Raw genomic sequence first — 12,650 nt, forward strand, 5'->3', positions numbered from 1 at the left:
GGCCGGTGCTCGACAATCCGCCGCTCACCTACAACAGGCCCGGGGTTACCGCGCCCGCCGAAGGCGACTGGACCGCCGTCCTCCCCGGGTATCGACGGTTCAGTGTGACGATTCCGCTCGGCTACGGCGAGGAATTGTGGCAGCGGGTCAGAGTGGCTGTGCTGGATTGGGAGATCAAGCAGCGCAGTGGTTTTCGGGTCGAAGCCGCAGACGGTTCGGGGTCGACTACCGCGCGGGAAGGTGGGCGCTATTGGATCGTCGCGCGCGTCGGGCCACTGCGCGTCGCCGAACCCGCGCTCGTCGTCGCCGTGGTCGATACTCCCGACCGCTGCGGATTCGCCTACGGCACCCTGGCCGGGCATCCGGTTTCGGGTGAGGAGGCGTTCATCGTGCACCGCGATTCCGATGGCGGCGTCCATCTTACGCTTCGGTCCGTGACCGCGGCGGCACCGCACGGGCTGTGGCGGAAGGCTTTTCCGGTCCTGCTGCTCGCTCAGCGCTGGTACCGCCGCCGATACCTGCGCGCCTTGCGCTGACGCTCTTTCGCGCCGGGGAGCGGCGGCGATCAGTTGCGGAAGACTCGCTCGCTGATCGCGTGGAGCAGCTTCACGTACCAACTCCAGCGGGTCGGCCTGGCGACGGTGCCGGTGAGATCACGCTCGGCCTTGTCGAGGCTGTCCTCGAGGCAGGCGTCATGGAGCCAGCGGAACGCGAACGGCCAGGTGAGGCGGGCGGGGCCGGTGGGCTGGATGGCCAGGGTGTGCCGGAGGGCGATGGTGCCGTCGGGGCCGGGGTGGACGGTGAACTCGTGGAAGCCGTCGAAACCACGCGGGCCGGTGAAACCGAACCGGACCCACTCGCCGGGCACGTAGTGCTGCACCGTGTACCGCACCGGCCCGTGGCCGCCGACCGCGCCCACGCCGAGTGGCCGGTCGAACTCCATCGGCGGCCACTCCCCGGTCGGCCACAACCGGTCGTCGGACCCGGCGAGCGAGTCGATCAGTGCCCCTGCTTCCGCCGTGGAAACCGGCAACCACCTCGTATGAACGTTGACGACACCCATCGACCGACTCCTCCGGCTCATTTTAGAGATACCCCTCTAAAACAGAATTAGAGCATAATCTCCAATTCATGGGAAGACCTGCCAAGCACGACAGAGATCAACTCCTCGACGCGGCCGCCGCCCTGGTCGCGGGATCGGGCCCGGCCGCGGCCACCATGTCGGCGGTCGCCACGGCGGTCGGCGCCCCGAGCGGCTCGGTCTACCACCGTTTCCCCGACCGCGCCTCGCTCCTGTCGGCCCTGTGGCTACGCAGCCTGACCCGCTTCCACGCGGGCCTGCACGAGATCCTCCGCGAAGAACCACCGCGAGCAGCCGCCCGCGCGGCAGCCGCCTACGTGGTGACCTGGTCCCGCGACAACCTCACCGACGCCGCCGTCCTCCTGGCAGGCGCCAGAGAACTGGGCGAACACGACTGGCCCCCCACTGCCCGCGAAGCAACCGACCAGACCAACACCGCGATCATGACCGCCATCACCGACCTGGCCCACCGCCTCGGCGCCCGATCCCCCACCGAGATCGACCGGGTAGTCCTGGCCGTAGTCGACATCCCCTACACCCTGGTCCGCCGCCACCTCCGCACCGAAGGCACCATCCCTGCCCACGCTCCCGAACTCGCCGCGGAAGCCGCCGAAGCCCTCCTCCCGCCCACGGTGCTCACCGACGATCACAGCAACCGATAGGCGTACCACCGCGGCGCTCCGCCCACGGAGGGGCGAAGTTCACTGTCGATCAGCCCGCGTGCAGCGTGCGGAACTTGCTCGCGTGGAAGACCAGCGGATCGACATCCTCGCGCGCCGCGACCCGGTGCACCCGCAGGATGACCACGATGTGATCGCCTGCGGGAATATGGGTTTCGGGCACACCCTCGATCCAGGCGGTGGCCCCGTCGATGAAGACCGCCTCGCCGGTGCCGCGGTGCAGATCCGTCTCGCGGAAGCGGTCGCCGTTGCGGGCGCCGAGGGCCTTGGCGGCGGCCTGCTGGTCGGTGCCGAGCAGGCTCAGGCCGAGGTGGCCCGCGCCGGCCAGTTTGGGCCAGGTCGACGACGAGTTCTGCACGCAGAACGAGACCAGGGGCGGGTCGAGGGAGACAGGCACGAACGTGCTCACCGCCAAACCGTGTGGGGTGCCGTCGATGTCGGCGCACACCGCGACCACTCCGCTGGGGAAGTTGGCGAAGGCGCGGCGCAGGCCGCTACCGTCGGCGGGAAAGTCCAAGAGCTCACGCATGATTCGTCGCTTCCACAGGTAGATCGGTCAGCGCCGCCACAACCGGTGCCCAGCGGCGCGCGTAGTCCTCGATGACGCCGTCCTCGGCGAAACTACGGTCGGCGAGGTAGAGCCCGGGCAGCGCGGCGGTCCCGCCGATCTCCACCAGCACCGGCTTGAGCAGCAGGTCCGGGGCCAGCGCGTGGGCCGGGCCAGCGCCGAGCATCACCGGCACGGTGACCACGCCCGCCAGCCCGGTCCCGCCGTCGAACTGTTCGAGGAACAGCTTGAGCAGCCCGGTGAAGGTGGCCTTGAAGGTGGGGCTGGCGAAGACGACCAGCTCCGATTCGGCGACGGCGCGCGCGGCGGCCGCCACGGCGGGGTCGCCCCAGCCCAGCAGTCCGGGCCCGAGCGTGACCAGGTCGATGACCTGCGGTTCCACTTCCGGCCGCAGCGCCCGCGCGACCCGCACGCCCGCGTCCAGCGTGCGCGAGGCAGGCTTCGGGTTTCCGACGACGACGGTGACTGTCACGGGAATGTCCTTCTCTCGATTCGATGCTCAGATGACGCCGTGCAGCGGCGGCGGCCGGTCGTGCAGCACGGCCCGCCCGATGTGCTGGTACTTCCAGCGCACCGGGTCGTGCAGGGTGTGCGTGCGCGCATTGCGCCAGAAGTGGTCGAGGCGGTGCGTGGCGGCGGCACTGCGCGTCCCACCCACCTCGAAGACGGCCGCCGACACCTCGTTGGCGGCGCGATCGGCGAGCACCTTGGCCGTCGCGACCGCGATCGAGGCCCGCGCGACCGCGGCCTCGACAGCGCCACCATCCACTCCGCTATCGCCGCCCGAAGCGCTATCAGCACCTACCCGGCCGTGCGCGTTCTCAAGGCCGCGGGCTCCGACCGCGCTGTCCGCGATGCCAACCCCTCGACCGGCTGGCGGCGTCCCCGGCGACACCGCGGCGCTCACGACCGCCTGCCCCGCTCCGCGCACGGCCTCATCCACGGCAGCGCCCGCGACCGTCAGCGTCGCCTCCGCGGCCGCCACCGCCACGCCCAGCTCCCCGAAGCGCTGCACCACCAGCGGGTCGTCGACGGCCCGCGTCACCTCGGCCTCGAACCACGGACGAGCCCGCGTCCGAACGAATTCCGCCGCAGCGTCGAGCGCACCACGCGCGATGCCCGTATCGATGGCCGCGTGCAGCAACTGCGCGAACGCACCGTATCCCGTCGGCACGGCCACCGCGGCCGCGCGCGCGACCAGGAACGCGGGGTCGACATCGACCGACTCGAACGCGACGGTCCCACTTCCGGTCGTCCGCTGCCCCAGCGCATCCCAGTCGTCGACGATGCGCACTCCGGGCTGAGCGGCGGCCACGAAGGCCACGTACTCCCCCGGCGCCAGCCCCGAAATCCCGTGCGGATCATCGAGTCTGGTCAGCACCGCCAGCAGATCCGCGAACAGCGAACCGGTGCAATAGAACTTCGTCCCGTCGATGACGAACCGGCCACCTTCGACCGGCCGCAACACGGTCTCGATCTCGGCGACCGTCGCGCCACCCCGCTCGGATTGCGCATTGGCGATCCGCGCACCGGCCAGCACCCGCGTGAAGATCTCGTTCCGCAGCGCGGGAGATCCGGCCAGCCGCAACAGATTCAGATACACGAAGTGACTGTGCGGTATCTGCGCGATATTCGGATCGGCCGCCGCGAGCCGACGCACTACCTCGGCCACCACACTCGGCGCCAGATCCGCGCCACCGAACGCCGAGGGCACCGTGATCGCCAGCAGCCCACTCGCCGAGAGCCGGTCCAGTTCCTCGTGCGGCAGCCTGCGCGCGTGATCGCGCTCGGCCGCGCCCTGGCGGAACTCCTCGGCCAGTTCGGTGGCGATGGCCAATGCCTGTGCGGCCGTGGTGATCCGCTCGGCGGTCACCACCGTCATCAGCGGCCCGCGGCGACCGGGGTCGCCGCGGCCTCCAGCTCACGCACGAGCGGCAGCACCTTGGCCCCGAAGTACTCGATCTCCTCCTGGAAGTGGAGGAAACCGGCCAGGATCAGGTCGACGCCGAGCGCCCGGTAGGCCACGATGCGCTCGGCGATCTGCTCGGGTGTGCCGATCAGGCCGGTGCGGAAACCGTCGTTGTACTGGACCAGATCCTCGAAGGTCGAGTCGGCCCACATCCCCTTGCGGTCGGCCGTCGACGCTCCCGCCTGCTGCACGGCACTCCGGAATCCTTCCACCGCGGGCTTGTTCGCCTTGTCGACGATCTCGCGTAGGGTGTCGCGGGCTTCCTTCTCGGTGTCACGGGCGATGATGAAGCCGTTGAGCCCGAACTTCACCTCGCGGTCGTTGGCCCTGGCCACCTCGCGCAAGTCGTCGAATTGCTCGGTGACACCGTCGAAGTCCTTGCCGTTGGAGAAGTACCAGTCGGCGTAGCGGCCACCGTTGCGGCGCGCGGCCGAGGAGTTACCCCCTTGGAACAGTTCTGGATTCGGCCGTTCCGGGGTGTTCAGTGGCTTGGGCTTGAGCGTGAAGTCGCGGATGCGGTAGAAGTCGCCGCCGTAGTTCACCGCGTCCTCGGTCCAGATCTTGCGGATCACCTCGAGGAACTCGGCGCTGCGCCGGTAGCGCTCGTCGTGTTCGAGCCACGGCTCACCGAGGGCCTGGAACTCCCCGGCGAACCAGCCGGAGACCACATTGATGGCGAACCGGCCACCGGAGAGGTGATCGGCGGTGGCGCCGAACTTGGCCAGCACCGCCGGATGCCACAGGCCCGGGTGCACGGCGGCGATCACCTTGAGCCGCTCGGTCGCCCCGAGCAGCGCGAGGCTGAACGAGGTCGACTCGTGCTGGTACTCCGCCCCGTAGGAGGCGGTGTAGCGCACCTGGGACAGCGCGTAGTCGAAGCCGTTGCGCTCGGCGGTCTGCGCGAGCTTCCTGTTGTACTCGAAGTCCCAGCCGGTGCGCTGCTCGATCTCGCTGGTCACCAGGCCACCACTGACATTGGGGACCCAGTAGGCGAACGAGACCTGATCGGCGATGGTCTCCGTGGTCATGGCAGCTCCTCCTCGTCGTGGGCGCTACCAGTGCAACACCGGCGACCGGGCCCGACGAGGGTTTGAATCGGCGCGATCGATACGCGCGCGAGCTCAGCCGCCCAGCTGCACGCAGTCCGCCGCGATCTTCGACTGCGCGGCGCTCACCTTGGCGGTGTCGTCCTCGCCGAGCAGCGTGGCCGGATCACCCGCCTGCTCGTCGGACACCATCACCCGCAGCCCGTCCTGCGACATCCCCGACTCGAGGAAGACCTTCGCCGCGCAATCGGCCAGCTCGGGGTTCTTCAGGCCCTTGTCCTGCAACGACTTCGACAGCTCCGCCTGGGTTACCGCGGGAGCGTCGTCGCCGCTTCCGCAGGCCGCCAGCACCGGCATCGCGAGCAATGCCGCGGCGACAATACAGATCCGCACTCTCGTCCTCTCGATCGACGCGCATCGGCCGATGCGCGGTGCGTGGTGGATCATGCCGCACCGTCGTCCGGAGTGCCAGACCACCCAACTGACTCCCGAGTAAGGTGGCCCCATGGGAGACCACCTCAGCGTGCGCTTCGACAGCGATCGCGCATATATCGCCTTGAACCGCCCCAGCAAACACAACGGCCTCACCCTGGAAATGCTGCGCGACCTCGTGGCGGCGGCCCGAGAAGTCGACCGCCACAAAGCAACCCGCGCGGTCATCCTGTCCGGAAACGGCCCGAGTTTCTGCAGCGGACTCGATATCGCCGCGGCCGCGCGCAATCCGCTGGCAATCGTCACCGAATTCCTGCCCCGGCCGTTGCGCGGCACCAATACCTTCCAGGAGGCCTGCTGGGCATGGCGGCGCCTGGACGTGCCGGTGATCGCCGCGGTGCACGGCCGCTGTTTCGGCGGCGGCCTGCAGCTGGCGCTGGCCGCCGATTTCCGGATCGCCACCCCCGACGCCGAACTCACGGTGATGGAGGGCGTGCACGGCCTGATTCCCGACATGTCGGGCACCGCCACCTTGTCCCAGCTCATCGGCATCGACCAGGCCATGCTGCTGACCATGACCGCCGACCCGATCGACGCCACGCACGCGCACCGCATCGGCCTGGTCACCGAGCTCGCCGAGGACCCGATCGCCGCCGCCGAGGCCCTCGCCGACCGCATCGCCGCGCGCGACCGCAAGGCCGTGGCCGCCGCCAAACGCCTCTTCGACCGCTCCTGGCAACGCGATTCCCGCGCGAGTTTCGCCGCCGAACGCGCCGCCCAGATCCCATTGTTGCTGCGTAAGGCGGGTGCGCGCAGCGACTGACAAGCTAATGCGGATTTCTTGATACCAACTCACAAGGCGATGTACTCCACATCACCGTGATTGCCTGTTAGCATCTCTGCGATTCGCCAACCAGTCGAAATGTGGTACGTAGCACAGGGATGCCTGCGGCGTGCGAGGGTTTCGGCGCGACCCGGAGGCTGTCGACGATCGTGATCAAGACCGGTTCCATCCTGCTGTCGGCGCTCGCGGGCGCGACAGTCTTGCTGGTGAGCGGGGCGACTCCCGCCGCGGCGAATCCGAACGCGATCAACCCGATCCCGGTGCTCAACGGCACCCACGGTTTGCCCGTCCTACACGGCCGCACCCAGGCCGTGTTCCAGGTGACCGGCATGGCCAGCCCCAACAACACCCAGAACTACAACGTGCTCGGCACCGACCTGGGCATCATGTGGGACAACGGCCGCGGCGAGATGCTCACCGCCTTCGGCGACACCGCGGGCATCGGCTTCCCCAACCTGCTCGCGGGCAGCACCTGGGCCTGGCGCTCCAACATCCTGGTCCGCAGCAACACCAAGAACCCGGCCAACGGCGTGTACTTCGACAGCGTGGTGCGCGATGTCGTCGGCCAGGCGCGCGACCTGATCCCCAGCCCGAAGATCCCGTTCCTGGAGATCAGCCGCATCCCCACCGCGGGCATCTCGGCCAATGGCGTGCAGTACCTGTCGATGATGTCGGTGAAGACCTGGGACGCCCCCGGCGAGTGGACCACCAACTTCTCCGGCCTGGCCGCCTCCGCCGACAACGGCGAGACCTGGGCCGATCTCGGCCACACCCGCCGCCCCGACGAGGGCGGCAACGCGAACTTCCAGATGAACGCCTTCCTGAAGGACGGCGGTTTCGTCTACGAGTACGGCACCCGCTCCGGGCGCGACAACGACGCCTTCCTGGCCCGCGTGCCCGAGGCCGAGATCGAGAACCTCGCCGCCTACGAGTACTGGGACGGCGGCGGCTGGAAGCGCGACGACGTGAACGCCGCGGTCCCGATCATGGGCGGCGTCGGCGAGCTGTCGGTGATGTACAACGAGTACCTCGGCCAGTTCATCTCGCTGACCACCGACCCGTTCAACTCCGTGGTCCTGCGCCGCGCGTCCTCGCCCGAGGGCCCGTGGAGCGCGCCGGAGGTCCTCATCGACGCCCGCGAACTCCCCACCGCCTACGCCCCGTCGATCTTTCCCTACCAAACCGGCCGCGACCTCTACTTCATGACGACCATCCACACCCAGTACAACGTGGTCCTGATGCGCACGACGTTGTGAGCACGGGGCCCACCGACGGGTCCTACACTCGAAACCATGGACTCGGCGGAGTGGGACGCGCGATACGCGCGCAGTGAATTGGTGTGGGGCGCACCGCCGAACAGTGTGGTCGTCGAGCACGTCTACGGCCTCGACCGGCGCGTCCCGCTGCTCCCCGACGAACCCGGCGGCACCCCACCCGAGCTGCCCCGTGCCCTCGACCTGGCCTGCGGCGAGGGCAGGCACGCGCTGTGGCTGGCCACCCACGGCTGGCAGGTCACCGCGGTCGACTTCTCCCAGGTGGGTATCGACAAGGGCCGCACGGTCGCCGCCCGGCTGTCGCGCTCGGTCCGCAGCCGCGTGCACTGGCAGACCGCCGACATCACCGAACTCGCCGACGCGGGCATCACCGGCCCGTTCGAACTCGTGCTGATGGTCTTCGTGCACCTGCCCGCCGACCAGCGCGCCGCCCTGCTGCGCGAACTCGCCGGTCTGCTCACTCCCGGCGGCATGCTGCTGGTCCTGGGCCACGACTCCCGCAACCTCACCGACGGCTACGGCGGCCCCCAGGACCCGGCCATCCTGTTCACCCCCGAGGACATCCGCGCCGAACTCGACCGCGACGACATCACGATTCGCATCGCCGACACGGTCCTGCGCCCCACCGAGGGCCCCGACGCCATCGATGCCCTGGTCGTCGCCGAACGCCCGCTCCCCGACCCGGCCTGAGCCGACGCCGCCACCGCAGCGTGGTGATCAGTCGTCCAGGTGTGCCCAGCGGGCGAACCACGGCGTGACGGTGGCGGCGATGGTGTCGAAGCCGGTGCGGAACGAGTGGGGTTGTTTGGGGATGACCACGAGTTCGGCCGTGTCGGCGGGGTCCGGGATGCCGAACGGGTCGCTGCCACCATTGATGACCACGACCTCGATGCCCCCGGGCGCGAGCAGTTCGTCGCGGCGGCTCTTCTCCGGTTTCCCGGGCGGATGCAGCGGGAACGACAGCGCGATCACCCCGCGCGCCCCGGCCGCGACGGCGGTTCGGCAAGCGACCCGCGCCCCGTTGCTCCGACCGCCCTGAACGAGCGGCAAACCCGGATAGCGCGCCCGCAGGGCCGCCACGAGCTCGAGCCAGGCCTCGTCCTGCTTGTCGGCATTCCCCGGCGCCCGGCGCCCGGCCGCGCGATACGGCTGCACCACCCTGGCCACCACCCCACCGGCTTCCAGCGCCGAATCCCTAACCGCGAGAATGTCTTTCGCGTCGACACCGCCGCCCGCGCCGTGCGTGATCACCAGGAGGAAGGCCGGTGCGCCCGGCTCGTCGAGCTCGATCTCGGCCGGTCCCGCTGACGTCTCGATGCGCACACCTCACGGTAGCCCCGCGTCCGCGGCGAGCAACGTCTCCGCAGCCGCGCGTGTTTTTCATGTCACATTGCCGCCCACCCCTTTGCCGTGGGCATTACCCACCGGTAATATGGTGCATAAGTTACCCGCGAGTAGCATGCGGAAAACCGGAAGGCTACCCGGTGGACGTCACAACGGGCGGGAACGGCGCACAACCGACCGCACCAGAACTCAACGGAGAGTGAGTACTCACATGGGCCACTACAAGGCAAACGTTCGCGACCTCGAGTTCAACCTCTTCGAGGTTCTCGGCATCGACAAGCTGCTGGACGCGGGCACCTTCGGTGATCTCGACACCGACACCGTCAAGGAGATGCTCTCCGAGGTCCGCCGCCTGGCCGAGGGCCCGCTGGCCGACTCGTTCGCCGACGCGGACCGCAACCCGCCCACCTTCGACCCGAACACCCACACGGTCACCCTGCCCGAGTCCTTCAAGAAGTCCTACAAGGCGCTCGAGGACGGCGAGTGGGCCAAGGTCGGCGTCGTCGAGGAGCTCGGTGGCCTCAACGCCCCGTCCGCCATCACCTGGGCCCTGTCGGAGATGGTGCTCGGCGCCAACCCGCCCATCCAGATGTACGCCGCGGGCGCCGGGTTCGCCCAGGTGTTCTTCAACAACGGCACCGAGGAGCAGAAGGGCTGGGCCGCCAAGATCGCCCAGCGCAACTGGGGTGCCACCATGGTGCTGACCGAGCCCGACGCGGGCTCCGACGTCGGCGCGGGCCGCACCAAGGCGATCAAGCAGGAAGACGGCACCTGGCACATCGAGGGCGTCAAGCGCTTCATCACCTCGGGTGACTCCGACGACCTGTTCGAGAACATCATGCACCTGGTGCTGGCCCGCCCCGAGGGCGCCGGTCCGGGCACCAAGGGCCTGTCGCTGTTCTACGTCCCGAAGGTCCACTTCGACTTCGAGACCGAGACCTACGGTGACCGCAACGGCGTGTTCGTCACCAATGTCGAGCACAAGATGGGCATCAAGGCCTCGGCCACCTGTGAGGTCACCTTCGGCGGCCACGGCGTGCCCGCCAAGGGCTGGCTGGTCGGCGAGGTGCACAACGGCATCGCGCAGATGTTCGACGTCATCGAGAACGCCCGCATGATGGTCGGCACCAAGGCCATCGCGACCCTGTCGACCGGTTACCTGAACGCGCTGGAGTACGCCAAGACCCGCGTCCAGGGTGCCGACCTCACCCAGATGACCGACAAGACCGCGCCGCGCGTCACCATCACCCACCACCCCGACGTGCGTCGTTCGCTGGCCACCCAGAAGGCGTACGCCGAGGGCCTGCGCGCGATCTACCTCTACACCGCCGCGCACCAGAACCCGGAGATCGCCGAGGCCGTCTCGGGTGCGGACAAGGACGTCGCGTTCCGCGTGAACGACCTGCTGCTGCCGATCGTCAAGGGTGTCGGTTCCGAGCGCGCCTACCAGTACCTGACCGATTCGCTGCAGACCTTCGGTGGCTCCGGCTTCCTGCAGGACTACCCGATCGAGCAGTACATCCGCGACGCGAAGATCGACTCGCTCTACGAGGGCACCACCGCCATCCAGGCGCAGGACTTCTTCTTCCGCAAGATCGCCCGCGACCGCGGTGTGGCCCTGGCCCACGTGGCAGGCCAGATCCAGAAGTTCATCGACGCCGAGGGCGCCAACGAGCGCATCAAGGGTGAGCGCAAGCTGCTCGCCACCGCGCTCGAGGACGTGCAGACCATGGCCGCCACCCTGACCGGCCACCTGATGGGCGCCCAGGAGCAGCCGACCGAGCTGTACAAGGTCGGCCTGGGTTCGGTCCGCTTCCTGATGGCCGTCGGCGACCTGTTCATCGGCTGGCAGCTGCTGCAGCAGGCCGAGATCGCCCTGGCCGCCCTGGACAACGGCGCCACCGGCACCGACGTCGCCTTCTACACCGGCAAGGTCGCCTCGGCGCAGTTCTTCGCCCGCAACGTCCTGCCGGAGCTGACCGCCACCCGCGCGATCCTGGCCAACCTGGACAACGACATCATGGAGCTGGACGAAGCCGCCTTCTGAGGTTGACGGCCCAACCCTTTTCCTGACGACGAACGGCCCGGAGCTCAAGCTCCGGGCCGTTCGTCGTCTCTGTCCTGGCTAGGCCGGAAAGAGCAGCACGTAGAGCTGTTCGAGCAGGGTATCGACGGCCTCGCCCGAACCGGTGTGGATCTGCGGCGGGTAGGAAACCGCACCGAACACCCCAATTCCACTCATTGCGAACCTCTCATGTTTCAGATTTTCGCCAGAAGACTTCCGGCACCAGGACCGTTCTAGCAGGCCACCCACCCACCCGATAGCCACAGAAAAAGGGGCATGACCCATCCTGCGAATGGCGGAGTAGGAGCCATGGTCGGCCACCGTCGCCCCGATGGAATCGCTGTAGTACCCGCTCGCGCTCTCGGCCCCTGAAACACGCGCACCGTGATGCGGGGCAGGCGACCGCGTACATCGCGAGACCGGGTGGGCGGGCCGGAGTTTCGGCTCCGGGCCGTTTGTCGTCTCTTGGTGATCTTCCCGGCGTACCCTGGGTTCTACCGTCGGTCGGGGTGAGGCTCGGGGGTTGCAGGATGGGTGACAGTACCGCGCTCAGTGTGTATTTGCGGGAGCGCCGGATGGCCGCGGGCCTGGCGCGCTCGGAGCTGGCGATGCGGGCGCAGATGGCGCCGCTGCTGATCAGCCAGATCGAATCCGGCACGCTGGTGCCCAATACCGCCATGCTGCAACGGCTTTTCGACAGCCTCGAAGTGCCGCTGTGGTATCGCAAGCACATCCTCGTACTCGGTTTGCCCACAGTCGATTCCGGCCCCGTGCCCGCCACGCCTACGGCCGAGGATCTGACCGACCTGGCCAGCCTCAACCACCCCGCCTGCTACCTGCGCTTCCCCACCCTCGACATGCTCGCCGCCAACAGCGATTACCAGCGCCTGTTCCCCGGCCTGGGCGCGGGCGTGAACATGCTCGAGTGGATGTTCCTCAACCCCGCCGCGAAGAAGGCCTACCTCGACTGGACCACCGAGGCCCAGCTGATGGTGCACGCCTTCCGCATGCTCGCGCCGTTGGCCTCGAGCCAGCGCGTCACCGCGATCACCGACGCGTGCAGCGTCTCCCCCGACTGGGACCCGGTCTGGGCCGCGGAGATCAGCGCCCAGGACGTCTCCCGCCGCCACCTGCGCGTCCGCGAACGCAGCACCGGCTTGGAACGCCGTCTCCTGCTGCGCATCTACGACCCGGCCTTCCCCACCCGCCCGTGGTGGCAATACCGCCTTATCCCGACCCGCTGACCAACAGCCACAGCACGCTGTTCATGGCCGACAGCATGGTCATCAGAATCCATGTCGGCCACTGCAATCCGTCCACACCAAACCCCTTGCCACTCACCGTCAA

14 protein-coding genes are annotated in these 12,650 nt (G+C 68.6%); 7 read left to right on the forward strand and 7 right to left on the reverse strand.

What is annotated here, in order from left to right:
* Positions 1 to 5: 5 nt before the first annotated feature.
* A complete protein-coding gene (locus tag WA675_RS19950) occupies positions 6 to 536 on the forward strand; it encodes a DUF1990 family protein (protein WP_336086175.1) in 531 nt (176 codons plus the stop codon).
* 29 nt (positions 537 to 565) lie between these two features.
* Here WA675_RS19950 and WA675_RS19955 read toward each other — a convergent pair whose 3' ends face one another.
* Entirely contained in the window at positions 566 to 1,033 is a 468-nt protein-coding gene (locus tag WA675_RS19955; RefSeq protein ID WP_336086176.1) for an SRPBCC family protein, read from the reverse strand.
* A gap of 98 nt (positions 1,034 to 1,131) precedes the next feature.
* Between WA675_RS19955 and WA675_RS19960 the strand changes: the two genes are divergently transcribed.
* Positions 1,132 to 1,743: a TetR/AcrR family transcriptional regulator gene (locus tag WA675_RS19960; protein WP_336086177.1), complete on the forward strand. Its 612-nt coding sequence runs from the start codon at positions 1,132 to 1,134 to the stop codon at positions 1,741 to 1,743.
* A gap of 49 nt (positions 1,744 to 1,792) precedes the next feature.
* Here WA675_RS19960 and WA675_RS19965 read toward each other — a convergent pair whose 3' ends face one another.
* The 5 genes from WA675_RS19965 to WA675_RS19985 form a co-directional block, all read right to left on the reverse strand.
* Positions 1,793 to 2,290, reverse strand: a complete 498-nt coding sequence (locus WA675_RS19965; RefSeq protein WP_336086178.1) for a flavin reductase family protein — start codon at positions 2,288 to 2,290, stop codon at positions 1,793 to 1,795.
* The gene (locus WA675_RS19970; RefSeq protein ID WP_336086179.1) at positions 2,283 to 2,801 is read right to left on the reverse strand and encodes an NADPH-dependent FMN reductase; all 519 of its coding nucleotides are present in this window, start codon (positions 2,799 to 2,801) and stop codon (positions 2,283 to 2,285) included. Before WA675_RS19970 ends, WA675_RS19965 begins: the two co-directional genes overlap by 8 nt.
* 27 nt (positions 2,802 to 2,828) lie before the next feature.
* A complete protein-coding gene (locus WA675_RS19975) occupies positions 2,829 to 4,211 on the reverse strand; it encodes an acyl-CoA dehydrogenase family protein (protein WP_336086180.1) in 1,383 nt (460 codons plus the stop codon).
* Positions 4,211 to 5,326 (reverse strand): dimethylsulfone monooxygenase SfnG, encoded by a 1,116-nt coding sequence (gene sfnG / locus WA675_RS19980; RefSeq protein ID WP_336086181.1) that lies wholly within the window; start codon positions 5,324 to 5,326, stop codon positions 4,211 to 4,213. The genes WA675_RS19975 and sfnG overlap by 1 nt, the downstream gene beginning before the upstream one ends.
* Positions 5,327 to 5,419: 93 nt before the next feature.
* Positions 5,420 to 5,737 (reverse strand): hypothetical protein, encoded by a 318-nt coding sequence (locus tag WA675_RS19985; protein WP_336086182.1) that lies wholly within the window; start codon positions 5,735 to 5,737, stop codon positions 5,420 to 5,422.
* 112 nt (positions 5,738 to 5,849) lie between these two features.
* Here WA675_RS19985 and WA675_RS19990 point away from each other — a divergent pair, with 112 nt between their 5' ends.
* The 3 genes from WA675_RS19990 to WA675_RS20000 all read left to right on the forward strand — a co-directional run bounded on the left by WA675_RS19990 (position 5,850) and on the right by WA675_RS20000 (position 8,584).
* Positions 5,850 to 6,599, forward strand: a complete 750-nt coding sequence (locus tag WA675_RS19990) for a crotonase/enoyl-CoA hydratase family protein (protein ID WP_336086183.1) — start codon at positions 5,850 to 5,852, stop codon at positions 6,597 to 6,599.
* A gap of 170 nt (positions 6,600 to 6,769) precedes the next feature.
* Positions 6,770 to 7,876 carry a DUF4185 domain-containing protein gene (locus WA675_RS19995; protein ID WP_336086184.1) on the forward strand — a complete coding sequence of 369 codons (1,107 nt, stop codon included), beginning with the start codon at positions 6,770 to 6,772 and terminating at the stop codon, positions 7,874 to 7,876.
* A 36-nt stretch (positions 7,877 to 7,912) separates the two neighbouring features.
* Positions 7,913 to 8,584: a class I SAM-dependent methyltransferase gene (locus tag WA675_RS20000; protein ID WP_336086185.1), complete on the forward strand. Its 672-nt coding sequence runs from the start codon at positions 7,913 to 7,915 to the stop codon at positions 8,582 to 8,584.
* Positions 8,585 to 8,611: 27 nt separating this feature from the next.
* Here WA675_RS20000 and WA675_RS20005 read toward each other — a convergent pair whose 3' ends face one another.
* Entirely contained in the window at positions 8,612 to 9,217 is a 606-nt protein-coding gene (locus tag WA675_RS20005) for an alpha/beta hydrolase family protein (RefSeq protein WP_336086187.1), read from the reverse strand.
* A 232-nt stretch (positions 9,218 to 9,449) separates the two neighbouring features.
* On the opposite strand from WA675_RS20005, the gene WA675_RS20010 reads away from it, so the two are divergent.
* Entirely contained in the window at positions 9,450 to 11,285 is a 1,836-nt protein-coding gene (locus tag WA675_RS20010) for an acyl-CoA dehydrogenase (protein WP_336086365.1), read from the forward strand.
* Positions 11,286 to 11,833: 548 nt separating this feature from the next.
* Positions 11,834 to 12,547: a helix-turn-helix domain-containing protein gene (locus tag WA675_RS20015; RefSeq protein WP_336086188.1), complete on the forward strand. Its 714-nt coding sequence runs from the start codon at positions 11,834 to 11,836 to the stop codon at positions 12,545 to 12,547.
* The last annotated feature ends 103 nt before the right edge of the window (positions 12,548 to 12,650 follow it).

This window comes from Nocardia sp. SSK8 (assembly GCF_037034205.1).
GTDB lineage: Bacteria > Actinomycetota > Actinomycetes > Mycobacteriales > Mycobacteriaceae > Nocardia.